At 61.1% G+C, this 21,186-nt stretch carries 23 protein-coding genes; 13 read left to right on the top strand and 10 right to left on the bottom strand.

Features of this window, described 5'->3' with window-relative positions; translation table 11 throughout:
- Window positions 1–472: 472 nt before the first annotated feature.
- Entirely contained in the window at window positions 473–673 is a 201-nt protein-coding gene (locus tag ACQKP1_RS15190; RefSeq protein WP_427275899.1) for a hypothetical protein, read from the top strand.
- Between the two features lie 7 nt (window positions 674–680).
- On the opposite strand, the gene ACQKP1_RS15195 is transcribed toward ACQKP1_RS15190, so the two are convergent.
- Window positions 681–1,322, bottom strand: a complete 642-nt coding sequence (locus ACQKP1_RS15195) for a ThuA domain-containing protein (protein ID WP_427275900.1) — start codon at window positions 1,320–1,322, stop codon at window positions 681–683.
- A gap of 24 nt (window positions 1,323–1,346) precedes the next feature.
- Complete coding sequence (locus tag ACQKP1_RS15200; protein WP_427275901.1) at window positions 1,347–2,447, bottom strand: Gfo/Idh/MocA family protein; 1,101 nt, start codon at window positions 2,445–2,447, stop codon at window positions 1,347–1,349.
- A gap of 270 nt (window positions 2,448–2,717) precedes the next feature.
- On the opposite strand from ACQKP1_RS15200, the gene ACQKP1_RS15205 reads away from it, so the two are divergent.
- Both ACQKP1_RS15205 and ACQKP1_RS15210 read left to right on the top strand, forming a co-directional pair.
- The gene (locus tag ACQKP1_RS15205) at window positions 2,718–3,302 is read left to right on the top strand and encodes a transglycosylase SLT domain-containing protein (protein WP_006726806.1); all 585 of its coding nucleotides are present in this window, start codon (window positions 2,718–2,720) and stop codon (window positions 3,300–3,302) included.
- Between the two features lie 183 nt (window positions 3,303–3,485).
- A complete protein-coding gene (locus tag ACQKP1_RS15210; RefSeq protein ID WP_427275902.1) occupies window positions 3,486–3,926 on the top strand; it encodes a GNAT family N-acetyltransferase in 441 nt (146 codons plus the stop codon).
- A 65-nt stretch (window positions 3,927–3,991) separates the two neighbouring features.
- Here the strand turns inward: ACQKP1_RS15210 and ACQKP1_RS15215 are convergent, their stop codons facing one another.
- The 8 genes from ACQKP1_RS15215 to ACQKP1_RS15250 form a co-directional block, all read right to left on the bottom strand.
- On the bottom strand, window positions 3,992–5,008 hold the full coding sequence (locus ACQKP1_RS15215) for a Tim44 domain-containing protein (RefSeq protein ID WP_427275903.1): 1,017 nt from the start codon (window positions 5,006–5,008) through the stop codon (window positions 3,992–3,994).
- 238 nt (window positions 5,009–5,246) lie between these two features.
- Window positions 5,247–6,251, bottom strand: coding sequence for a cytochrome d ubiquinol oxidase subunit II (cydB, locus tag ACQKP1_RS15220; protein ID WP_427275904.1), 1,005 nt, complete (start codon window positions 6,249–6,251; stop codon window positions 5,247–5,249).
- Complete coding sequence (locus ACQKP1_RS15225; protein WP_006726811.1) at window positions 6,241–7,653, bottom strand: cytochrome ubiquinol oxidase subunit I; 1,413 nt, start codon at window positions 7,651–7,653, stop codon at window positions 6,241–6,243. The genes cydB and ACQKP1_RS15225 overlap by 11 nt, the downstream gene beginning before the upstream one ends.
- Window positions 7,654–7,858: 205 nt before the next feature.
- Window positions 7,859–9,454, bottom strand: coding sequence for a phosphoglycerate dehydrogenase (serA, locus tag ACQKP1_RS15230; protein WP_427275905.1), 1,596 nt, complete (start codon window positions 9,452–9,454; stop codon window positions 7,859–7,861).
- Window positions 9,455–9,542: 88 nt separating this feature from the next.
- Entirely contained in the window at window positions 9,543–10,721 is a 1,179-nt protein-coding gene (locus tag ACQKP1_RS15235) for a phosphoserine transaminase (RefSeq protein ID WP_427275906.1), read from the bottom strand.
- A gap of 199 nt (window positions 10,722–10,920) precedes the next feature.
- Window positions 10,921–11,757: an outer membrane beta-barrel protein gene (locus ACQKP1_RS15240; RefSeq protein ID WP_427275907.1), complete on the bottom strand. Its 837-nt coding sequence runs from the start codon at window positions 11,755–11,757 to the stop codon at window positions 10,921–10,923.
- A 230-nt stretch (window positions 11,758–11,987) separates the two neighbouring features.
- Window positions 11,988–14,267, bottom strand: coding sequence for a methyl-accepting chemotaxis protein (locus ACQKP1_RS15245; protein WP_427275908.1), 2,280 nt, complete (start codon window positions 14,265–14,267; stop codon window positions 11,988–11,990).
- Window positions 14,268–14,423: 156 nt separating this feature from the next.
- Entirely contained in the window at window positions 14,424–15,425 is a 1,002-nt protein-coding gene (locus ACQKP1_RS15250) for an LLM class flavin-dependent oxidoreductase (protein WP_427275909.1), read from the bottom strand.
- Between the two features lie 151 nt (window positions 15,426–15,576).
- On the opposite strand from ACQKP1_RS15250, the gene ruvC reads away from it, so the two are divergent.
- The 10 genes from ruvC to tolQ all read left to right on the top strand — a co-directional run bounded on the left by ruvC (window position 15,577) and on the right by tolQ (window position 21,173).
- Window positions 15,577–16,089 (top strand): crossover junction endodeoxyribonuclease RuvC, encoded by a 513-nt coding sequence (gene ruvC / locus ACQKP1_RS15255; protein ID WP_006726817.1) that lies wholly within the window; start codon window positions 15,577–15,579, stop codon window positions 16,087–16,089.
- A 55-nt stretch (window positions 16,090–16,144) separates the two neighbouring features.
- A complete protein-coding gene (locus tag ACQKP1_RS15260; RefSeq protein WP_203017432.1) occupies window positions 16,145–16,405 on the top strand; it encodes an AbrB/MazE/SpoVT family DNA-binding domain-containing protein in 261 nt (86 codons plus the stop codon).
- Window positions 16,386–16,805, top strand: coding sequence for a type II toxin-antitoxin system VapC family toxin (locus ACQKP1_RS15265; protein ID WP_427275910.1), 420 nt, complete (start codon window positions 16,386–16,388; stop codon window positions 16,803–16,805). Before ACQKP1_RS15260 ends, ACQKP1_RS15265 begins: the two co-directional genes overlap by 20 nt.
- A gap of 16 nt (window positions 16,806–16,821) precedes the next feature.
- The gene (gene ruvA / locus ACQKP1_RS15270) at window positions 16,822–17,439 is read left to right on the top strand and encodes a Holliday junction branch migration protein RuvA (RefSeq protein WP_427275911.1); all 618 of its coding nucleotides are present in this window, start codon (window positions 16,822–16,824) and stop codon (window positions 17,437–17,439) included.
- 54 nt (window positions 17,440–17,493) lie between these two features.
- On the top strand, window positions 17,494–17,754 hold the full coding sequence (locus ACQKP1_RS15275; RefSeq protein WP_427275912.1) for an AbrB/MazE/SpoVT family DNA-binding domain-containing protein: 261 nt from the start codon (window positions 17,494–17,496) through the stop codon (window positions 17,752–17,754).
- Window positions 17,751–18,149 carry a PIN domain-containing protein gene (locus ACQKP1_RS15280; RefSeq protein WP_427275913.1) on the top strand — a complete coding sequence of 133 codons (399 nt, stop codon included), beginning with the start codon at window positions 17,751–17,753 and terminating at the stop codon, window positions 18,147–18,149. The genes ACQKP1_RS15275 and ACQKP1_RS15280 overlap by 4 nt, the downstream gene beginning before the upstream one ends.
- Window positions 18,146–19,186 carry a Holliday junction branch migration DNA helicase RuvB gene (gene ruvB, locus ACQKP1_RS15285; RefSeq protein WP_307367692.1) on the top strand — a complete coding sequence of 347 codons (1,041 nt, stop codon included), beginning with the start codon at window positions 18,146–18,148 and terminating at the stop codon, window positions 19,184–19,186. The genes ACQKP1_RS15280 and ruvB overlap by 4 nt, the downstream gene beginning before the upstream one ends.
- Window positions 19,187–19,190: 4 nt before the next feature.
- Entirely contained in the window at window positions 19,191–19,706 is a 516-nt protein-coding gene (locus ACQKP1_RS15290; RefSeq protein WP_427275914.1) for an NUDIX hydrolase, read from the top strand.
- Window positions 19,707–19,824: 118 nt separating this feature from the next.
- Window positions 19,825–20,208: a tol-pal system-associated acyl-CoA thioesterase gene (gene ybgC / locus ACQKP1_RS15295; RefSeq protein WP_427276463.1), complete on the top strand. Its 384-nt coding sequence runs from the start codon at window positions 19,825–19,827 to the stop codon at window positions 20,206–20,208.
- 245 nt (window positions 20,209–20,453) lie between these two features.
- Window positions 20,454–21,173 (top strand): protein TolQ, encoded by a 720-nt coding sequence (tolQ, locus tag ACQKP1_RS15300; RefSeq protein WP_203017443.1) that lies wholly within the window; start codon window positions 20,454–20,456, stop codon window positions 21,171–21,173.
- The last annotated feature ends 13 nt before the right edge of the window (window positions 21,174–21,186 follow it).

The raw sequence follows: 21,186 nt of genomic DNA on the forward strand, positions 1-21,186 counted from the left end.
GACGGACAGAAACGTCCTGCAAATTCGCTATCTCCGCAGCGTGCTTGAAAAGCGCCACTGACTGCCGCTCCGCTTATTCCTCTGCATTCCCCGTTCAACGAGCGTCAGTCTCGGTCAGATTCACAAAACTCGTACCACCAGTGTTTCGGATACTCGCCCAAGAGCAATTGCCATGTCCCTGCGCTGATCTCGATCTGTTCACAGTGTCCGCTTTCGTGAGTCCTCCGCTATCAAAGTCTTCGAACGCTTGAAACGACATAACTTGCTGCCCGACTGCCTGACCCAGAGCATTTTCGCTGCGCCTAAACTCGCCCATAGGTTGTTTACGCTTCTTACACCTACAAGTTCGGCCAAGCAAAGACAAGGGTTGAACCGGCGCCTCGAGGCGGGACAATCCCTGCAACCGCGTTGAAGGGAGGTGATGGCACATTTGCCCCCCATGTAACAGCGCGTAAAAGCTCTCGAGGATGATATGAAGCGGGTCCTGCGGGACACCGCCGAGATCAAGGGAATGCTGCGCGCAGCACCGTCTGCGATCGAGTTCGGCGAGCTGAAAGGCCGCGTCAACAGCCTGCCGACCATGGGCAAGGCGGCCGCCATGCTGTCGATCGCAACGGCCGTCATCGTCATCCTGAACAACTGGACGGCCGTGCGTTCCTGGCTCGTCGGCTAATCCGCTCTCACCGCGCTGCCCAAACCAGCCCCCGCCGCACAATCTCCCGCATCTGCGGCACCTCGAACTCCGCCGCCTGATGGCCGAGCGAGGAGTAGAACACCCTGCCCTGCCCGTGGCGGCGCTTCCAGACGACCGGGATCACATGGCCGTCGATCCAGGCATCGTGCTCGCCGGTAAAGGTGGTCGTCGCCAGCACCTCGTTGTTGGGGTCGACATGCATGTAATACTGCTCGGAGCGATAGGGGAAATCGCCGATGCCTGTTACGAGCGGGTCGTCGGGCTTCACGATATTGACCGTGTAATCATAGATATTGCCGGGATGGGCGACCCACTGGCCGCCGATCATGTATTGATACTGCACGCAGTCGCGAAAGCTGTCGCCCGCCTGGCCGTGGAAGCCGCCGAGGCCGACGCCGCCGCGGATGGCGAGTTCGAGGTTCTCGATTTCCGGCTTCTCGATCCTGGTCATCGTCAGCATCGGCACGATGAGGCTGTAGTCGCGGATGGCGGGATCGGCAAAGGCCTCCGTGCCTGCCTCGACGCGGACGGAAAACCCTTCCGCCTGCAGCATGTCGGAGACGATGGCGGCACATTGGTCGGGCTGGTGCCCATCCCAACCGCCCCAGCAAATCAGAACCTGACGCATGAAGATATCCTTTTGGAAATGAACTCAGCGGCCGATCAGGCCATCGATAAGCGACTGTTCGAGCGGCGCCGGCCGCTCGACGCTGGTGGTGATGGCGACGGTCTCACCCCGGTCGGAGGCCGTCTGGAAGGCTTCCATGACTTCAAGCACATGCAGCGCGAGGTCGCCGTTTGCCCGATGCGGGCGGTTGGACAGGATGGCATGCGCCATGTCGGCGACGCCGAGCGAGCGCCAGTTTCCATCGGCATAGGGCAGTGTAACCGGCTTGCCTTGCGCCTCGCCCGTCAGCGGCAAGACAAAGACGTCACCGCCGAAATGGTTGGGATCCGGCACGATCAGCGTGCCCTCGGTGCCATAGACCTCGAGCGGCTTGTGCCAGTGGGCCGCAACATCAAAGCTCATCGAGATCTGCACCACCGCGCCATTGGCAAAGGACATCAGCCCCGAAACATGCGTCGGCACATGCACGGGGATCGTTTCGCCCCGGCGCGGCTCGCTGCCGATCTTTCTGGTGTCCCGCACCTTGGTGGCAAAGCCCGCCACCTTCTCGACCGGGCCGAAGAGATTGACGAGATCGGTGATGTAGTAGGGTCCCATGTCGAGCATCGGCCCGCCACCGACCTCGTAGTAGAAATCCGGATTGGGATGCCATCGCTCGTGGCCCGGGCACATGAAGTAGGCGGTGCCGCCGATCGGCTGGCCGATGACGCCCTGGTCGATCAGCCCACGCGCCGTCTGATGCGCGCCGCCGAGAAAGGTATCGGGCGCAGATCCGACGCGGAGATTGAGGGATCTGGCCGTTTCGACGAGCCGCATGCCTTCGGCAAAGGTCACGCCGAGCGGCTTTTCCGAATAGACATGTTTGCCGGCCTGGAGTGCCTTCAGCCCCACCTCGACATGCGCCTTGGGGATCGTCAGATTGACGATGATTTGCACATCCTGATCGGCATGCAGTTCGTCGATCGTGCGCGCCGGCACACCGAATTCGGCGGCCCGCGCGGCGGCGAGATCACTGTTCAGATCGGCAATGCCGCAGACTTTCAGAATAGGAAAATGCTGTAGCGCCTTGAGATAAGCGCTTGAAATATTGCCGCATCCGATGATGCCGATGCCGACCTGCTGCATGCCTTGAATTCCTCACTCCCGGACATCCGTCCACCTGCGATCGCCGGGCAAGAACGCAACCGTTCCTCCTCGCTGCCTCGGCGATCGCCCGGCAGACTGGTAGCAAATGCGACTGACGTCAACGCCTGTTTCTCGCCAGGCGAGCATGCAGGACCGCTCGCCACCGGCATCCCCACCCCTGATCGGGGGATGCGAGATCCAGGGGCGGTTAAGAAAACCTTTCGTTAAATTTTAATGAATAGGATGGAGGGCCTGTAGCGAGGTTTTGTCATGCGTACCGCTCTTATCTCCGCCCTCGGCGTCATGCTGATGCTGTCGGCCTGTGCCAAGCCGCCATCCCAGACCCGCAATGCCTGCGCGATTTTCGAGCAGCGCAACGGGCTGTTCAACAACTGGCGCCGCGCGGCGATCGCTGCCGAGCGCGAATATGGCGTGCCGGTGCCGATCCTGATGGCGACGATCTATACGGAATCGAGCTTCCGCCACAACGCCAAACCGCCGCGCAAGAAGATCTTCGGCTTTATCCCCGGCAAGCGCCAGTCGACCGCCTATGGCTACTCCCAGGCCCTCGATGGCACCTGGGAACGGTATCAGCGCGAAACCGGCCGCTGGGGCGCCCGCCGCACCGATTTCGCCGACGCCATCCGCTTCATCGGCTGGTATCACCGCGAGAGCGCGACCAAGGTCAACATCCCCCTGAACGACCCTTACAAGCTTTATCTGGCCTATCACTCCGGCCATACCGGGTATCTCCGCGGCGCCTATAACAAGCGCCCGGAAGCGCTGAGGGGCGCCAAGCGCTTCACCGACATCACCTATACCTACGCCAAGCAGCTGCAGCAGTGCCCGGGCTGAGGGTGATCTGACCGGGCAGCATGCATTCAAGACTTGAGGCGAGACGCCTCAATGTCTAAAAGTTCAGGATCGTCGGCAAGAAGGAGCTTGATGCGCAGTAACGATAGCCTTTGAACCCTATGGGAACGGCTCGACGGCCGAATGCTGTCGCATACGCATCAACAAACCACTGACGGAACAATCATGAAATACGACCTGCAAATCCGGGCTTTTCTGCCCGAGGATAGCACGCGCCTCGTCGCTATCTGGCGTGCCGCATCTGAGAAAGGACACCCCTTCCTCGCCCGCGAGCAACTGGACGCTCAGGCGACCCTCGTGGCCGACCATTACCTGCCGCTGGCGGAGACCCATGTGGCGCTGCGGAACGGCGAGATCGTCGGCTTCATCAGCCTGCTGGATCAAACCATCGGCGGCCTGTTCGTCGACCCGAGCCACCATGGGACGGGCATCGGCCGGCATCTCGTGGACCATGCCTCACGACTCCGCCCAAGGCTGGAGCTGGAAGTGTATACGCTCAATGAAAGCGCCCGCCGCTTCTACGACCGGCTTGGCTTCATCGAGACAGGCCGCCGACCGACCGATGACAGCGGTCTACCCTTCGAGTTGATCAAGCTCGTTCGCTGACGCAAAAAAGGCCCGGCCAATAGGCCGGGCCCCAATATGTTGAGGGATACCAAGTGCCGAGGCACTCAGCTTTGTTCGACACCCTGGATTGCCGAGATCTGCCACAGGGTGTTCGGGCGGCGGGCGAAGGTCCAGAGCTCGACCGACTCGGTCGGCGCATTCGGATCCCCCTCGACCACATCCCCGCTCTGGCGATCGACAATATAGTCGATTGCCTCGTAGCGCATGGCGACGGTCGCATATTCCATCTTGTCCTCGGCCCAGCTCTCGGCCACGTCGCCCTGAACCAGATGCACGTCACGCACCTCGTTCTTGACGCCCTTGGTCGCGTTCTCGCTCAGTTCCTCGGCAAGATAGGACATGGCTTCCGGCGTGGTGATGCGGCGAAGCGCGCCGTAATCTTCCGCAGCATAGGCCCGCTGCATCTCCTGCAGCAGTTCCTCGAAGCGCTCGAGATCCTTCGACGTGATGCCGAGTTCGTCGGACTGACCGGACCGGCGAGCGGAAGCCGCCGACGCCACGCCGCCACCACCAAGCTTCGGGATCTGGAAGCTCGGACGGGCCTGATCACCGCTCTGGTTGTCGCGCGCCATTCCGCCAAAGCCGCCAAAGCCGGGGCCGCCGCTCGGGCCCGATGCCGGCGCCTGACGATTGGCGAACATACGCATCGCAAAGCGGATCAGGAAGAAGATCAGCAAGCCCTGCAGCAGCAGTCCGAGGAAGCCGAAACCGCCACCGAAACCGGTGCCCATCAGCATGCCGAAGAGACCACCGAGCAACAGGCCGCCCATCAGACCACCGGCGAGACCGCCGAACAGACCACCCGGACGCGCAGCCTGATTGGCCGCTGTCGACTGGGCAGCACCGGGCTGGTTCGCATTGGTGCGCGGGGTCATGGTGCGTTCGATCGGCGCGGCCGGGGTGGGCGCGGTCCGAGTTGCCGCCGGGGCATCGAAGGTGCGCGTGCCGCGGCTGCCGAAGCCGCCGCCACCTGCCCGGCGCGCCTCGGCGAAATCGACGGCCACCAGCGTGACCATCATGCCAAGCGCGAGCGTCGCGAATGTCTTTGCGTATTGCCGCATCGTGTTTCCTGTCCTCCTCGAAACAGTCTTGAATGCCCTTTCGGGCTTGTCCCCCATATGGAGAGAGCTCGCTCTCTTTTGAAGAGAGAGCGAGCCGATTTCCATTGAATTTCAGGTGATCGACGTCAGGCTCGAAGCCAGAACTTGATGATCAGTCCGACGATCGTGATTGCCAGCACGCCGCCGGCCCAAAGGCCGACGAACCAGAGAAGACGGCTGGCGATGAGGCGCTTATCCATTAGTGATAGCCCTCGTCCGGATTGAGCTTTCCGCGGAAGACCCAATAGGCATAGGCCGTGTATCCGAGGATCATCGGCACGAGAATGACGGCACCGACCAGCAGGAAGGCAAGGCTCTCGTCGGGTGCCGCCGCCTCCCAGATGGTGAGGGACGTCGGCACGATATAGGGATAGAAGCTGATCCCGATCCCGGCATAGCCGAGCACGAAGAGGCCGAGTGCCGCCAGGAAGGGCCGCGCGTCATGGCCTTTGCGCAACCCGTTGACGATCACGTAGAGGCAGCCGAGCACCAGTGCAGGCACGATGACCGAGAAGATCAGCGTCGGGAAACTGAACCAGCGCTCGAAATAGAGCGGTTCGAGCCAAGGCGTCCAGAGGCTGAAGACGCCCATCGCGCCGACGGTGGCAAATGACAGAGGCAGCGCGAAGGACCGCGCCCGATCCGAGATCTCCCCTTCCGTCTTCATCACGAGCCAGGTGGCGCCCAGAAGCGCATAACCGATGACGAGAGCAGCACCGGTTGCGAGCGAAAACGGCGTCAGCCAGTCCCACCAGCCGCCGGAATAGGCGCGGTTCTCGACCGGGATACCCTGTACCAATGCACCGAGCGCCACGCCCTGAAAGAAGGCCGCAACGACGGAGCCGCCGGTAAAGGCCCAGTTCCAGAGATACTCCGCGCGCTTGGTGCGCCAGCGATATTCGAAGGCCACGCCCCGGAAGATCAAGCCCAGCAGCATGATGATCAGTGGCGCATAAAGCGCGGGCAGGATCGTGGCATAGGCGAGCGGGAAGACGGCAAGCAACCCTCCCCCGCCAAGCACCAGCCAGGTCTCGTTGCCATCCCAGACCGGCGCCACCGAGTTCATCATCAGATCCTTCTCGTGCTTTTCAGGAAAGAAGGGGAAGAGGATGCCGACGCCGAGATCGAAGCCGTCGAGGATGACATAGGCGAGCACGGCAAAGGCGATGATGCCGGCCCAGATGAAGGGAAGATCAATGGGCATGTCTGCCTCCATGGTGTCCAGGCTGGGCGGCCGGCGTGATGCCGGACGAGCGGATCGGGCCGTCGTCGAGATCCGGCAAGGGATCCCGCGGCAGGCGGCCCATCAGGCGCAGAATGTAAAAGGTGCCGGCACCGAAGACGATGAAATAGACGACGATGAAGGCGATCAGCGAGGCCGCGACCGCAGGCGCTGCAATCGGCGAGATCGAGTCGGCGGTCAGCAGATGGCCGTAGACCGTGTAGGGCTGGCGCCCGACCTCCGTGGTGATCCATCCGGCGAGCACAGCGACAAAACCAGAGGGGCCCATGACGAGTGCCGCGCGGTGCAGCCATCCGTTCGAATAGAGCGTGCCCTTCCAGCGACACCAGAGCGAGAAGAGGCCGACACCCAGCATCGCAAAGCCGATGGCGATCATCACGCGGAAGGACCAGAAGACGATGGCGACCGGCGGCTGCAATTCCCGTGGCACGGTGTCCAGACCGTCGAGCGGCGCATTCAGGTCGTGCTTGAGGATCAGGCTGGAGAGTTTCGGGATCTGTACCGCATAGTCGATCCGCTGCTCATCCTGGTTCGGGATGCCAAACAGGATCAACGGCGCGCCCTCCGGATGGCTTTCGAAATGGCCCTCCATGGCCATGACCTTGACCGGTTGATACTCCAGCGTGTTGAGGCCATGCATGTCACCGGCAAAGATCTGGATCGGCGCGACGATCGCCGCCATCCACATGGCCATGGAGAACATCTTGCCGGCGCGGCGTGGCGCCGTGCGCTTGACGAGATGCCAGGCTCCAACAGCGCCGACGACGAAGGCAGTGGTCAGATAGGCGGCAATCACCATATGCACGAGGCGATAGGGGAAGGACGGGTTGAAGACGATTTTCCACCAGTCGGTGGGCACGAACTGGCCAACCTCATTCATGGCAAAACCATCCGGCGTCTGCATCCAAGAATTGACCGAGAGGATCCAGGTGGCCGAGATCAGGGTCCCGAAGGCAACCATCAGGGTCGCGAAGAAGTGCAGCCCCGGCCCGACCCGGTTGCGGCCGAACAGCATGACGCCGAGGAAGCCAGCCTCAAGGAAGAAGGCTGTCAAGACCTCGTAGCCCATCAAGGGACCGATGACCGGTCCTGCCTTGTCTGAGAAGACGGACCAGTTGGTGCCGAACTGATAGGACATGACGATGCCGGAGACGACCCCCATGCCGAAGGCGACCGCGAAGATGGTCTTCCAGAAGTCGAAGAGCTCCAGATAGACCTTGTCCTTCTTCCAGAGATAGAGGCCTTCAAGCACCGCGAGATAGCTTGCAAGCCCGATCGAGAAGGCCGGAAAGATGATGTGGAACGATACGGTAAAAGCAAACTGTATGCGTGCCAGGAGTTGCGCGTCGAAGTGCTCGAACATGGGCTGTCCCTTCCTTCTCTCCCCCCGGAGATGATAAACATCAACTATACCCTCGCACTGCAGAAGCAATGCGACAACCCGCCATGCGTCAGTTCAACGCATATGCTTTTCAATATGTAACTTTGCGTTTAGCCGAAAGCTCCAAAACGAAAACGGCGCGGGTTTGATCCCGCGCCGTCTTTGTCGATGAATTTCTAAGCGCCGATCAGTCGACGTTGAACACCAGCGGCTTGGCCTGCTTGACGGCCGGATTGGCGGTCAGCTGGTCGAGAACCGCCTGCTCGACGGGACCGTCGACATACAGAAGAGCGATGGCATCGCCGCCTTCCTTGTCGCGACCGAGCTGGAAGTTCGCGATATTGACCTTGGCATTGCCAAGCGTCGTGCCCATGAAGCCGATCATGCCGGGAACGTCGGTGTTGGAGATGTAGATCATGTTCTGACCGACATCGGCATCCATGTTGATGCCCTTGATCTGGATGAAGCGCGGCTTGCCATCGGAGAAGACGGTGCCGGCCACCGAGCGGGTCTGCTTCTCGGTGGTGACGGTGAGCTTGATGTAACCGTCATAGACGCCGGTCTTGTCGCGCTTCACTTCCGAGACAATCACGCCCTTTTCCTTGATCATGATCGGGGCAGAAACCATGTTGACGTCCGCCACCTGCGGACGGATGAGGCCGGCAAGCAGTGCCGAGGTCAGCGCCTTGGTGTTCATGCCCGAGGTCACACCGTCATAGAGGATCTCGATTTCCTTGATCGGGTTCTCGGTCATCTGACCGGCAAACGAGCCGAGCACGTCGGCAAGCCGAATGAACGGCTTCAGGATCGGCGCTTCCTCAGCCGTGATCGACGGCATGTTGATGGCGTTCGAAACGGCACCCTTCATGAGGTAATCCGACATCTGCTCGGCGACCTGCAGAGCGACGTTCTCCTGGGCTTCCGTGGTCGAGGCGCCCAGATGCGGCGTGCAGACGACGTTCGGCAGGCCGAAAAGCGGGCTTTCGGTCGCGGGCTCGACTTCGAAGACGTCGAAGCCGGCGCCAGCCACATGGCCGGACTTGATGGCGTCTGCGAGAGCCGCCTCGTCGACAAGGCCACCACGGGCGCAGTTGATGATGCGGACACCCGGCTTGGTCGTGGCGAGCGCTTCCTTCGAGATGATACCGCGGGTCTTGTCGGTCATCGGCACATGCAAGGTGATGAAGTCGGCCTTGGCGAGCAGCTCGTCGAGCTCGACCTTGGTGACGCCCATTTCCTGGGCGCGCTCGGTCGACAGGAAGGGGTCATAGGCCAGCACATGCATGCCAAGGCCGATCGCCTTCTTGCAGACGATGCCACCGATATTGCCGGCACCGATGACGCCGAGCGTCTTGCCGGTGATTTCGACACCCATGAACTTCGACTTTTCCCACTTGCCGGCCTGGGTCGAGACGTCGGCCTGCGGGATCTGGCGGGCGACGGCAAACATCAGGGCGATGGCGTGTTCGGCCGTCGTGATCGAGTTGCCGAAAGGCGTGTTCATCACGATGATGCCTCGCTTGGAGGCAGCCGGGATATCGACATTGTCGACACCGATGCCGGCGCGGCCGATGACCTTGAGATTGGTGGCGGCAGCGATCAGCTTTTCCGTCGCCTTGGTGGCGGAGCGGATGGCGAGACCATCATAATTGCCGATGATTTCGGCAAGCTTTTCCTTGTCCTTGCCGAGCTTCGGCTGGAAATCCACTTCAACGCCGCGATCGCGGAAGATCTGGACGGCGGTTTCAGACAATTCGTCGGATACGAGAACGCGAGGTGCCATGACGAGGCCTCCTTCAGAGAGTTCGTTTGAATGGGATGATGAGAATTGCGGGGCTCCGCCAGTCAGGCGGAGCCGAAATCGTCCAGGATCAAGCGGCAGCCTTGGCCAGAGACGCCTTCTGCGTCTCATAGGCAAAGGAGAGCCACGGCATCAGCGCCGCCATGTCTGATGTCTCGATCGTCGCACCTGCCCAGATCCGAAGGCCGGCCGGCGCATCACGGTAAGCGCCGATGTCGAAGGCGACGCCCTGCTTTTCGAGGATGCTGGCAATGCCCTTGGCAAACGCGGCCTGAGCATCGGCATCGAGCGCCGTGACTTCGGGATCAACGATCTTCACGCAGACCGAGGTGTTCGAACGCGTCGCATCATCGACGGCCAGGTTGGCGATCCAGTCATTCTTGTCGATGAAGTCGAAGATCACCTTGGCATTGGCGTCGGCACGGGCGACCAGGGCTTCGAGGCCACCGATCGACTTTGCCCATTTCAGCGCATCGATATAATCCTCGACGCAGAGCATCGACGGCGTGTTGATGGTTTCACCGACGAAGATGCCTTCGATCAGCTTGCCACCCGAGGTCATGCGGAAGATCTTCGGCAGCGGCCAGGCCGGAACATAGGTCGTCAGGCGCTCGACGGCACGCGGGGACAGGATGATCACGCCGTGACCGCCCTCGCCGCCCAGAACCTTCTGCCAGGAGAAGGTGGTGACATCGAGCTTGGAGAAGTCCAGATCCTGCGCGAAGGCCGCAGACGTGGCGTCGCAGATCGTCAGGCCCTTGCGATCCGCCGGAATAAAGTCGGCGTTGGGAACGCGGACGCCCGAGGTCGTGCCGTTCCAGGTGAAGACGACGTCACGGTCGAAATCGACGGCGGCGAGATCCGGCAGCAAGCCGTAATCGGCATTGAACTTGCGCACATCGGCGAGCTTCAGCTGTTTCACCACATCGGTGACCCAGCCGGCGCCGAAGCTTTCCCAGGAGAGCATGTCGACGCCACGTTCGCCAAGCAGCGACCACATGGCCATTTCGACGGCGCCCGTGTCGGATGCCGGAACGATGCCGATGCGGTAGTCAGCGGGAACTTTGAGAATTTCGCGGGTAAGGTCGATGGCCAGCTTGAGCTTTTCCTTGCCGACCTTGGCGCGGTGCGAACGACCGAGCGGGGCATCGGAAAGCGCGTCTAGCGACCAACCGGGGCGCTTCGAGCAAGGGCCAGAAGAAAAGTGAGCATTCGCCGGACGCGCGGCGGGGGCGACGATATCAGCCATATAGATACCCTTCCAGGTAATTAGCCTCTCGTTGGGGAGAGGTGTCCCGCCGTCGGAACTACTCCTGTCGCCCCTATCAGTCAAGCGGGGCGAAGTCGCATGAGGAGAAATTTTTGTCTCGTCTGCGCCGCCGCGGCAAAGGGCAGAAACGCAAAAGGGCCGCCCGAAGGCAGCCCTTTGAACGATCTGAATGTGCGTCTTACTTGTAGACCGGCAGCTCTACCGGTGGCTGGTATGCCACAGGCGTTTCGCAGCCACCGAAGACGTAGCGGGCACCAGCATGCAGGCTGTGGCTGTGGAAGCCCTTGTCGTAGCCAGGACCGCCGTTCAGCGCGTAGCCGAACATGTCGCCGCCCGCAGTGTGGCGGAAGCGATAGCCGAGGTCGGCCTTGACGTTGCAGGTCACATCGATCGAGGCGCCAGCCATTAGCTGATAGGCGAAGCGCCAGCTGCCTGCGCCATGGTGCTCGACGGTTGCGTCGCAACCGGTACCGTTGTCGGCGCATGACGTGTTGCGAAGCTTGTCCCACTTGACGTACGAGCCACCGATACCGCCGCCGATATAGGGCGTGAAGTAGGCATAGGTGCCGAGGTCGACATAAGCGTTGGCCATCAGCGTATAGGCGCGCATCGAGGAGACATCAGAGGACGTGCACGGCGTGGCGGAGAAGCCGCACTCGCCGCGTGTCGAGCCGTTGAAGTCGGCCTTGGTCAGATAGTCGAACGTCAGGTCCGTGCGCAGATAGCTGTTGATCTGATAACCGACACCGCCGCCGACCCAGAAGCTGTCCTTGATTGAGGACGTGGCGAAGTCGACCTGATTGCCGTTGCTGCCCTGAAAATAGTTGGCGCCGCGCAGCTTGTTGAAGCTGTAGCCGAGATCGCCGCGCAGATACCAGCCGGAGGCTTCCGAAACGGCAACCTCAGGAGCATCGACGTACACGGGCTGCGGTTCAGGCTGATAGACATCGGCGGCATAGGCGGCCGAGCTGGCGAGCAGGGCAGCCGTTGCCACGGCAAGAATGGTTTTCGTCATGACAGGATACTCCAAATCCCAGCGTTATCGCGTCAGGCTGTCAAAGACCCAACATCCTGAATTGGGACAGATAATGGAGTGGAAAGGTTAAGTTCGGATTAACTACAGTTCTTAACTTTAGACGTTATCCATTTGCTTACCTTGATACTTAGAGCAAGAAGTCCGGCCCAAAAGAAAAATGCGGCCCGAAGGACCGCATTTCAGTATCTCCCGGTCTGTCCGCGAAGTGCTCAGGCAGCGTGGCGCGCCGTGCCGGGACGCTCGCCCCCGAGGTTGAAGAGACCGAGCCGCTGGTCCATTTCGGCCGCCTCGCCAGCGAGGCGATGGATGGCAGCAGTTGTCTCCTCGACCATCGCGGCATTCTGCTGCGTCATCGCATCGAGCTGGTTCACCGAAGTGTTGATGTCGACAAGCGTTTGCGCCTCTTCACGGGTGGACTCCATGATCTCGGCGATATGGCTGTTGATCGACAGGACATGCGAGCCGATGCCGTCGAGCGCATTGCCGGCCTTTTCGACCAGCTGCACACCGTGATCGACCTCGCCGCGAGATTTGGAGAGCAGACCCGCAATCTCCTTCGCCGCATTCGACGAACGCTGCGCAAGCTCTCGGACCTCCTGCGCGACAACGGCGAAGCCCTTGCCGCTTTCGCCTGCACGCGCCGCCTCGACGCCGGCATTGAGCGCCAGCAGATTGGTCTGGAAAGCGATCTCGTCGATCACCGACACGATCTTGTTGATCTCCATTGAGGAGCCCTGGATCGCCTCCATGGCCGCAATGGTATCGCGCATGATGTGGCCGGACATCGCGGTATCGTCCCGCGCGGCCCGAGCGATCCGTTCTGCTTCCTCGGCCCTCGCGATCTGTACCTTGACCGCACCGGTAATCTCCTGGATTGCCGTGGCAGCCTGCGAGATCGCAGCCGCCTGCCGCTCGGTCCGTTCGGCGAGCTGGTCCGCACCTGCCCGCATCTCCTCGGAGCCTTCACGGACAGCGACAGAATTGCCGCCAATGCCGCCAAGCGTTGCGCTCAGGGTCTCGATCGCCTTGTTGAAGTTGGTACGCAGCGCTTCGAGATCGGTCGGGAAGCGGCTTTCGATACGGAAGGCGAGATCGCCTGCGGCCAACCTGTCCAGCCCCTGATCGAGGGTTTCGACCACGTCCTGCAGGGTTCGAGCTTCGCTGTCACGCTCTTCCATCCGCTGGCGGCGTTCTTCTTCGGCGCGCGCCCGCTCCTCCCGGCGCTCGGCAGACAGCCGCTGCTGCTCGATCAATGCCAGGCGGAAGCGTTCGAGCGCCCGCGCCATGCTGCCGATCTCGTCGCGCCGGTCCTGGTTTGCAACGGGATGGTCGATCTCGCCGTCGGCAACGGCGCCCGTAAACGCGACGAGGCGCTCGAGCGGCGCAAACAGGCGGCGGGTAAAGACCCAGGTCGCGGCGGCAAGCACGCCGAGCGCGATCAGGCCGGTCACGAACAGGATCGTCGCAATGCGGATCGAGCCGGCTTCGAGCTCGGCCGTCGTCAGGCTTTCCGTCACCACGAAGCTCTGGTCACCGAAGCCGATGCGACGGCCATAGACCATCGCTGCACCTTCGGGACGTTCGCCGGACTGCACGGAAACGCCGTCGCCCGACATGGTGAAATCAGACCGGACGTCGATGAGCTTGCCGGAGGCGTCAAGCGCGATGCCCGAGCCCTCGCCTGAAAGAATGGCGGCCTTCTGGCTGCTTCCGGCGACAATGCCCTTGGACAGAAGGTTCTCGAAGACGTCGGCCTTCACCTGGAACATCAGGCTGCCCTTGTAATCACCGAGCTTGACGAAGGGTACGGCGAAATAGATGTCCGGCGCAGCGGGATCTGCACCGACCGACAGGCCGGAGAAGTTGACGCCGACGACATCGTCGACCGATGCTGCCGCCGCCTGCACCGATTGCTGGAAGACGCGCCCGAGGTTCGTCGCGGCGAAGCTTCCCTCCGCAAGATTTTCCCCAAATGCAGCGCCCTTCCTGAAGGAGTAGATGACGTTGCCGTTCTGGTCGGCGATCAGCATGTCGCTGAAGCTCGTGCCTTCGAGATAGGCGCCAATCTGGGCCTGCGTGGTCTCGTGCGTCGAATAATAGAAGCCACTCGGCCCCTCGGGCTTCAAAAGCTTCTCGCGTTCGCCAGGCGGATTGGGATTTTCCGCAACGAAGACACGCTGCAGTTCCGCTTTCGCATCGCCTGTGCTCTTGCTGATGGTGTTCCAACCGCTCTTCAGCCCGGTCATCGACTGCTGCAGCGTCTCGATCTTGGCGATGGAGGCCGCCTGGTTTTCCAGGGCCTGGAGCTTTTCCGTCAGCATGTCGCCGCGGAAGGTCAACATGCTGGTCATCGCCTTCTCGGTCTGCTCGCCGAACAGCGCGCTGGAGCTGCGATAGGCAAAGACGTTAAGGAGCGCGACGGTGATGAAAGTCAGAACGAGAAATACGGCAATGACTTTGAACGATAGCGAATGGATGCGAGCTGTCATGATTGTTGTTCCCCGGAGCAGCCCGGCCAGAAGACCACGCGCCCATAGTTCATGGCCTGCCAATTCGAGTCGGCAGGCTCCCCTTATGCGGGAACAATCACCCTCGGCACTTAATCGGGGGTAAAGATCTCAGGCTAAACCCTGTAATCCAGGGGGTTAGGCCGTCTGTTTGACGCCGTGTCTGAGGCCTGCAAACAGTTCGACAGATCTTAGTCGAGCATCAAGGTCGTGTACCGGCGTCGAGATGATCACCTCGTCGGGACGAACCGCCGCGATGAAGCGCTCCAGTTTGTCCGATGCCGTCTCCCGAGACCCGACGATCGCATAACGCAAGGTGTGCTCGACCCCGATGCGCTCGATATCGGTCCAGAAGCCCTCCATGGTATCGACAGGCCGCGGAAAAGCCCGCCGGATGTTGCGTCGCAGATTGACGAACTGCTGCTGGGCCGAGGTGAAGAGATACGACGCCTCCGCATCCGTCTCGGCAATCGCGGCCATGACACCCACCATGACATATGGCTTCTGCAGGCCCGCCGACGGCTGGAACCGTTCGCGGTAGATCTCGACAGCTTCGAGGAGTTGATCGGGCGCAAAATGCGATGCGAAGGCATACGGCAGACCCAGCGCCGCGGCGAGATGTGCGCTGTAGAGACTGGAACCGAGGAGCCAAATCGGCACATGGCTGTTCATGCCGGGCACGGCGATCAAGCCACTCTCTTCATCCGGTGTCCCGAGCAGCCGCTGCAATTCGATGATGTCATGGGGGAAGCTTTCAGCGCCGGCTTCCATGTTGCGGCGAAGGGCGCGCGCCGTGCGCATATCGGTGCCCGGAGCTCGACCGAGACCGAGCTCGATGCGCCCGGGATAGAGCGCCTCCAGCGTTCCGAACTGCTCAGCGATCACCAGCGGCGAGTGATTGGGCAGCATGATTCCGCCCGATCCGACGCGGATCGTCTCCGTGCCGGCAGCGACATGGGAAATGACGAGCGCAGTGGCGGCGCTGGCGATGCCGGGCATGCCATGATGTTCGGCCAGCCAGAAGCGGCGATATCCGTTTTTCTCGGCCACCTGGGCAAGCCGACGCGACGCATCCAGCGCTTCGCGCACAGTATGCCCTTCGGCAATCGGGGAGAGGTCGAGAATGGAAAACGGGATCATGTCGGCGGCCTTCGATCTGTGAGACCTTTCATGTAGGGAGGGCAGATCAGGCGCCCAAGAGGTGACGATAATAAAATATAATCACTTCGTTTGTTTTTGTTTTGTTCACATTTCAGTGGCACTTCTGCCCCGACCTGCACTAGGATTTGCCATGACTTCAACGATTCGCATCATCGGCATCGATCCTGGCCTTCGCCGCTGCGGCTGGGGCGTGATCGAGACACTCGGCAACTCGCTGCGTTTCGTCGCTTCGGGTACGGTCACCTCCGATGGCGACATGGATCTCGCATCGCGCCTCTGCCAATTGCATGACGGCCTGGCTGAAGTGGTTCATGCCCACAAACCCGACGAGGCGGCCGTCGAACAGACCTTCGTCAACAAGGATGCGGTGGCCACCCTGAAACTCGGCCAGGCCCGTGGCATCGCCATGCTGGTGCCTGCCCGCGCCGGTCTGCGTGTTTCCGAATACGCGCCGAATGCGGTGAAGAAAGCCGTCATCGGCGTCGGCCATGGTGACAAGAAACAGATCCACATGATGCTGAAGATCCTGATGCCGAAGGCCGAATTCAAGGGCAATGACGCAGCCGATGCCCTCGCCATCGCCATCTGCCACGCCCATAACAGAGGCGGCGAACGGATGCGCCAACTGCTCGCCAGCGCCTGATTTGTTCTTGACTTGTTCCAAGTCTGCACTTAAGTAATACCCCAGAGGTATTACCATGCGCGTTACGGAAAAAGGCCAAGTCACCATTCCCAAGGAAATCCGCGATCGGCTCGACATCAAGCCGGGGTCGGATGTCGACTTCGTCATCGCTGACACAGGTGTCATGCTGATCAAGACCGGCGATGCAACGGATGCATTCAAGGACTTCGATGCCTGGGCGCAGAGCGTCCAAGGGACCTTCGACACCAACGGAATGACAGCAGACGAATATGTCGATTGGCTTCGAGGACCGCGTGATGACCTCGACCATCATTGACACAAATGCGCTGATCGACGTGCTGGGACCGAACAGCGAAACGCGCGCCTGGTCGCTTGATGCAATGAAACGCTGCTTCCATGAAGGGCCGCTCGTGATCAATCCTGTGATTTGGTCCGAACTCGCAGCCTCGCCCTTGAGCGAGCAGCAGCTGAGCCTGGCCCTTGATTGGCTCGATCTGAAAAAGGAACCGCTATCCTACGAAGTGGCGTTTCGCGCTGGCAAGGCTCATCTCCTCTATCGAAGGAATGGGGGACAGCGCGAACGCACTCTGCCGGACTTCTTCATCGGCGCGCACGCCGCCGTCCGGTCTCACCGGCTACTGACACGGGATGCAGCGCGCTACCGCAGCTACTTCCCGGACCTCGATATCATCTCCCCCGAAACCCATCCCCTGTAACGCGACGGACGCTCCCATGATCGGCAAACTCAAAGGCACCATCGACGAAATCGGCGACGATTACGTCCTCGTCGATGTCCACGGCGTCTGCTACGTCGCGCATTGCTCGGCCCGCACACTGTCGCGCATCGGCTCCGTCGGCGAAGCTGTCGTGCTGTTCATCGAAACCTATGTGCGCGAGGATCAGCTGAAGCTCTTCGGCTTTATGAGCGCGCTGGAGCGGGAGTGGTTCAACCTGCTGCAGAGCGTCCAGGGCGTCGGCGCCAAGGTAGCACTCGCCGTACTCTCCACCCTCACCCCGTCGGAACTGGCGAATGCGATGGCGCTGCAGGACAAGGCCGCTATCTCCCGCGCACCCGGCGTCGGCCCGAAGGTCGCGCTGCGCCTCGTAACGGAGTTGAAGAACAAGGCACCCGCCTTTGCCGGCGAGGCCGCTGCCAATATCGGCCTCAAGCAGGAACTCGGCGAAGGTGTCGCCTCCGCCCCTGTCGCCGACGCGGTCTCGGCCCTCACCAATCTCGGCTACTCCCGCGACCAGGCCGCCAATGCCGTCGCCGCAGCGCTGAAGAACGGCGGCGAAGGGGCTGACAGCGCAAAATTGATCCGACTGGGACTGAAGGAGCTGTCGCGGTGACTTCCTTGCGCAGATTCGGAATCCTTACTATCCTGAAATTGTAAGGAGAAGATCATGAACGTGTTCTATGGGACGATGACCTCCAAGGGACAAACGACTGTTCCCCAAGAGATCAGAGAACTTCTGAAGTTGAAGCCGGGTGATCGAATTCGCTACGTCGTGCGAAACGGCGAAGTCGTGATCAAGGCAAAGAACAAACGGTTGATCGATCTGGCGGGTATCCTTCATCGTCCCGACGTTTCGGCCCTCAGCCTGACCGATATTGATGAGGCCATCGGTGATGCCATCGTTGAACATGTGAACCGCAGCACATGATCGGACTCGACACCAACATTCTGCTTCGGTTGATACTTCCAGATGACGAAACACATTCGAAAAAGGCGCTTGCGCTGGTCGGCGGTCTGACACCGGCAGAACCAGGCTTCGTTAACAGCGCGGTTCTCCTGGAATTCATCTGGACAGCACGCCGGCAGGCAAGGATGTCCAGGGAAGAGCTCAAGCAGATCCTGGGAGGCCTTCTGGATTCAGACAATCTGGTGCTGGAGGATGAGAACGTCATCGAACTTGCACTAGACGAGATGGAGCGAAACGAAGAAGAGTTCGCCGACATTTTTATTGCCTTGAAGAACCGCGAACTCGGCTGTCGCACCACCCTGACCTTCGACAAACGCGCCGCCACCCGTGTGCCCGGTATGGAACTCCTCGCATGATGACCAACAACCCGATCCTGACGCCGGAAAAGCGCGGCGAAGATCTCGACGCCGCCCTGCGCCCGCAGACGCTTGACGACTTCACCGGCCAGGCGGAAGCCCGCGCCAATCTGAAGATCTTCATTGAGGCGGCCAAGAATCGCGGTGAGGCGCTCGATCACGTGCTGTTCGTCGGCCCGCCGGGGCTCGGCAAGACGACCCTTGCCCAGATCATGGCCAAGGAACTCGGCGTCAACTTCCGCTCGACCTCGGGCCCTGTGATCGCCAAGGCTGGCGATCTAGCGGCTCTTCTCACCAATCTCGAAGAACGTGACGTTCTCTTCATTGATGAAATCCATCGCCTGAGCCCCGCTGTCGAGGAAATCCTCTATCCGGCGATGGAAGACTTCCAGCTCGACCTGATCATCGGCGAAGGCCCGGCGGCCCGTTCGGTCAAGATCGACCTGTCAAAATTCACGCTGGTGGCCGCAACCACGCGCCTTGGCCTTTTGACGACGCCGCTGCGCGACCGTTTCGGCATTCCGGTCCGCCTGAATTTCTACACCGTCGAGGAACTGGAATCGATCGTCCGTCGCGGCGCTCGGCTCCTTAACCTGCCGATGACAGAAGACGGCGCCCGCGAAGTCGCCCGTCGTGCGCGCGGCACACCACGCATTGCCGGCCGCCTGTTGCGCCGTGTGCGCGACTTTGCCGAGGTCGCTCGTGCAGAAGCAGTCACCCGGCAGATCGCCGACGAAGCGCTCACGCGGCTGAACGTGGACAATATGGGCCTCGACCAGCTCGACATGCGCTACCTCTCGATGATCGCCGTCAACTTCGGCGGCGGCCCGGTCGGCATCGAAACCATCGCCGCAGGCCTGTCCGAACCACGCGACGCGATCGAGGACATCATCGAGCCCTACATGATCCAGCAGGGCTTCATCCAGCGCACACCGCGTGGCCGCGTCTTGACGGCCACCGCCTGGAAGCACCTCGGCATGACCCCGCCCAAGGATCTCGAGGCCGCACAATTCCGGCTGACGCTTGAGGATGACTGAACCCGTGTCGAAACGCACCGTGATCACCATCAAGGACGGCAAGCGACGCTTCAACCATCGTATCGCGGGCCTTGCCTTTCGCGACGGCCATGTGCTGGTCCACCGCGCAACGCATGAGACCTTCTGGACCTTTCCGGGCGGTCGGGCCGAGATCGGCGAGACCTCGGCCGAGACGCTGGTGCGTGAAATGCACGAGGAGCTGGGCGTGGCCGCAGAGGTCCGCGAGCTACTCTGGATCGTCGAGAACTTCTTCGACTACGAGCAAAAGGCCTGGCACGAACTCGGACTTTACTACCGGATGGAGATCCCGGAGCACTTCCCCTTCCACGCGACCGACATCATCCACCGCAACGAAGACGGCAAGAACAGCCTCGAATTCAAATGGGTGCCGGCGACGCGGGATGCGCTGGTCGCGCTGGATATCCCGCCCTACTTCATCGCCGATGAAATCGAATCCTTGCCGACCTCTCCCAAGCATATCGTCTGGCATGATGGCGATCTCGACGAGAACCAAGGCTGAGACTGGCTTCGGCCCATGGCTTCTGCTAGGTGCCGCCTGAGATCAGCGAGGACAGGGCGTGGTAGACAAAAGATCCATTTCGATTTGTGGCGAAATCATCGACGGCGTGCACCTCCTCATGCAGCGAGTCTACTACGAAGACACCGATTTTTCCGGTGCCGTCTATCATGCCCGTTACCTGCACTTCATGGAGCGCGCCCGCACCGACTATCTGCGCTGTTTCGGCGTCGAGCAATCGACCCTTTTCGAGACATCCGACGAAGGCCTCGCCTTCATGGTTCATCGGATGGAAATCGACTTCAAGGCCCCTGCCCGGATGGATGACATCATCAGCGTTCTGACGAGAACGGAGAAGGCCGGGGGCGCCAAGATGGTCTTGCAACAGGAGATCCGCCGCGCAGACCAATTGCTGATCGCGGCGAAGGTCGTGATCGCCGTCGTCAATCGCAATGGCCGTCCAAGACGCCTGCCCGACGACCTTGCCAGGCAGTTCCTCACCTGACTTCACAAAGCCCTGAGCGAGCGCTGCAGTAACCCCTTTTTAACCTTAATCGGGTCTTACTCGGAAGCTGGAAGTTTGTGCAATGCACGCCTTCCTTTGACCAAATTTTCATACCAGAAGCACTCTGGGAGCTAAGGCGGGAAAAGGGTTTCGGCGGCTGCGACCGCGCACACTTTCCACAGTAGAGCTCATGTCACCGCCCGGTCCAACCCACCGGGCGTTTGGATTTCGGGGAATTGAAGGCGATGGAACAAGTTGGAATGGCTGCAGCAGCGCATGACGTGAGCCTTTGGGGCCTGTTCATGCAGGCAGGCTTGATCGTCAAGCTGGTCATGATCGGCTTGGTGGCCGCCTCCGTCTGGACCTGGGCCATCGTCATCGACAAGTATGTGAGCTATGCCCGCGCCCGGCGCCAGTTCGACCAGTTCGAACAGGTCTTCTGGTCCGGCCAGTCGCTGGAAGAGCTGTACCGGACGCTTGCCGAGCGCAGCAATACCGGCCTTGCCGCTATCTTCGTCGCCGCCATGCGCGAATGGAAGAAGAGCTTCGAGCGCGGCGCCCGTTCGCCGATCGGCCTGCAGATGCGCATCGACCGCGCCATGGATGTCACCATGGCACGCGAATCCGAAGCGCTCGAATCCCGCCTTTCGTCGCTCGCCACCATCGGCTCCGCCGGGCCATTTATCGGTCTCTTCGGTACCGTTGTCGGCATCATGACCTCCTTCCAGGCCATCGCCGGCTCCAATAATGCAAGCCTCGCGGTCGTCGCCCCCGGTATCGCGGAAGCGCTGCTCGCGACCGCCATGGGTCTGATCGCCGCTATTCCCGCCGTCATCGCCTACAACAAGTTTGCGGGCGAAGCCGGCAAGCTCGGTGCGCGTATGGAAGGCTTTGCAGACGAATTCTCGGCCATCCTGTCGCGTCAGATCGACGAGAAGCTGCAGCCTCGCCAGGCCGCCCAGTAAAGCTCAGGGAGCA

Origin of the sequence: Allorhizobium sp. NPDC080224, assembly GCF_050281005.1 — a bacterium.
GTDB lineage: Bacteria > Pseudomonadota > Alphaproteobacteria > Rhizobiales > Rhizobiaceae > Allorhizobium.

Coding starts and splice junctions, on each gene's coding strand:
- ACQKP1_RS15265 (WP_427275910.1), top strand. CDS start 16,386: ATGACCTCGACCATCATTGACACAAATGCGCTGATCGACGTGCTGGGA.
- ACQKP1_RS15240 (WP_427275907.1), bottom strand. CDS start 11,757: ATGACGAAAACCATTCTTGCCGTGGCAACGGCTGCCCTGCTCGCCAGC.
- serA (WP_427275905.1), bottom strand. CDS start 9,454: ATGGCACCTCGCGTTCTCGTATCCGACGAATTGTCTGAAACCGCCGTC.
- ACQKP1_RS15225 (WP_006726811.1), bottom strand. CDS start 7,653: ATGTTCGAGCACTTCGACGCGCAACTCCTGGCACGCATACAGTTTGCT.
- ACQKP1_RS15205 (WP_006726806.1), top strand. CDS start 2,718: ATGCGTACCGCTCTTATCTCCGCCCTCGGCGTCATGCTGATGCTGTCG.
- ACQKP1_RS15250 (WP_427275909.1), bottom strand. CDS start 15,425: ATGATCCCGTTTTCCATTCTCGACCTCTCCCCGATTGCCGAAGGGCAT.
- ACQKP1_RS15235 (WP_427275906.1), bottom strand. CDS start 10,721: ATGGCTGATATCGTCGCCCCCGCCGCGCGTCCGGCGAATGCTCACTTT.
- ACQKP1_RS15280 (WP_427275913.1), top strand. CDS start 17,751: ATGATCGGACTCGACACCAACATTCTGCTTCGGTTGATACTTCCAGAT.
- ruvC (WP_006726817.1), top strand. CDS start 15,577: ATGACTTCAACGATTCGCATCATCGGCATCGATCCTGGCCTTCGCCGC.
- ACQKP1_RS15200 (WP_427275901.1), bottom strand. CDS start 2,447: ATGCAGCAGGTCGGCATCGGCATCATCGGATGCGGCAATATTTCAAGC.
- ACQKP1_RS15275 (WP_427275912.1), top strand. CDS start 17,494: ATGAACGTGTTCTATGGGACGATGACCTCCAAGGGACAAACGACTGTT.
- ACQKP1_RS15260 (WP_203017432.1), top strand. CDS start 16,145: ATGCGCGTTACGGAAAAAGGCCAAGTCACCATTCCCAAGGAAATCCGC.
- tolQ (WP_203017443.1), top strand. CDS start 20,454: ATGGAACAAGTTGGAATGGCTGCAGCAGCGCATGACGTGAGCCTTTGG.
- ybgC (WP_427276463.1), top strand. CDS start 19,825: ATGCAGCGAGTCTACTACGAAGACACCGATTTTTCCGGTGCCGTCTAT.
- ACQKP1_RS15210 (WP_427275902.1), top strand. CDS start 3,486: ATGAAATACGACCTGCAAATCCGGGCTTTTCTGCCCGAGGATAGCACG.
- ruvB (WP_307367692.1), top strand. CDS start 18,146: ATGATGACCAACAACCCGATCCTGACGCCGGAAAAGCGCGGCGAAGAT.
- ACQKP1_RS15245 (WP_427275908.1), bottom strand. CDS start 14,267: ATGACAGCTCGCATCCATTCGCTATCGTTCAAAGTCATTGCCGTATTT.
- cydB (WP_427275904.1), bottom strand. CDS start 6,251: ATGCCCATTGATCTTCCCTTCATCTGGGCCGGCATCATCGCCTTTGCC.
- ACQKP1_RS15195 (WP_427275900.1), bottom strand. CDS start 1,322: ATGCGTCAGGTTCTGATTTGCTGGGGCGGTTGGGATGGGCACCAGCCC.
- ACQKP1_RS15190 (WP_427275899.1), top strand. CDS start 473: ATGAAGCGGGTCCTGCGGGACACCGCCGAGATCAAGGGAATGCTGCGC.
- ACQKP1_RS15215 (WP_427275903.1), bottom strand. CDS start 5,008: ATGCGGCAATACGCAAAGACATTCGCGACGCTCGCGCTTGGCATGATG.
- ruvA (WP_427275911.1), top strand. CDS start 16,822: ATGATCGGCAAACTCAAAGGCACCATCGACGAAATCGGCGACGATTAC.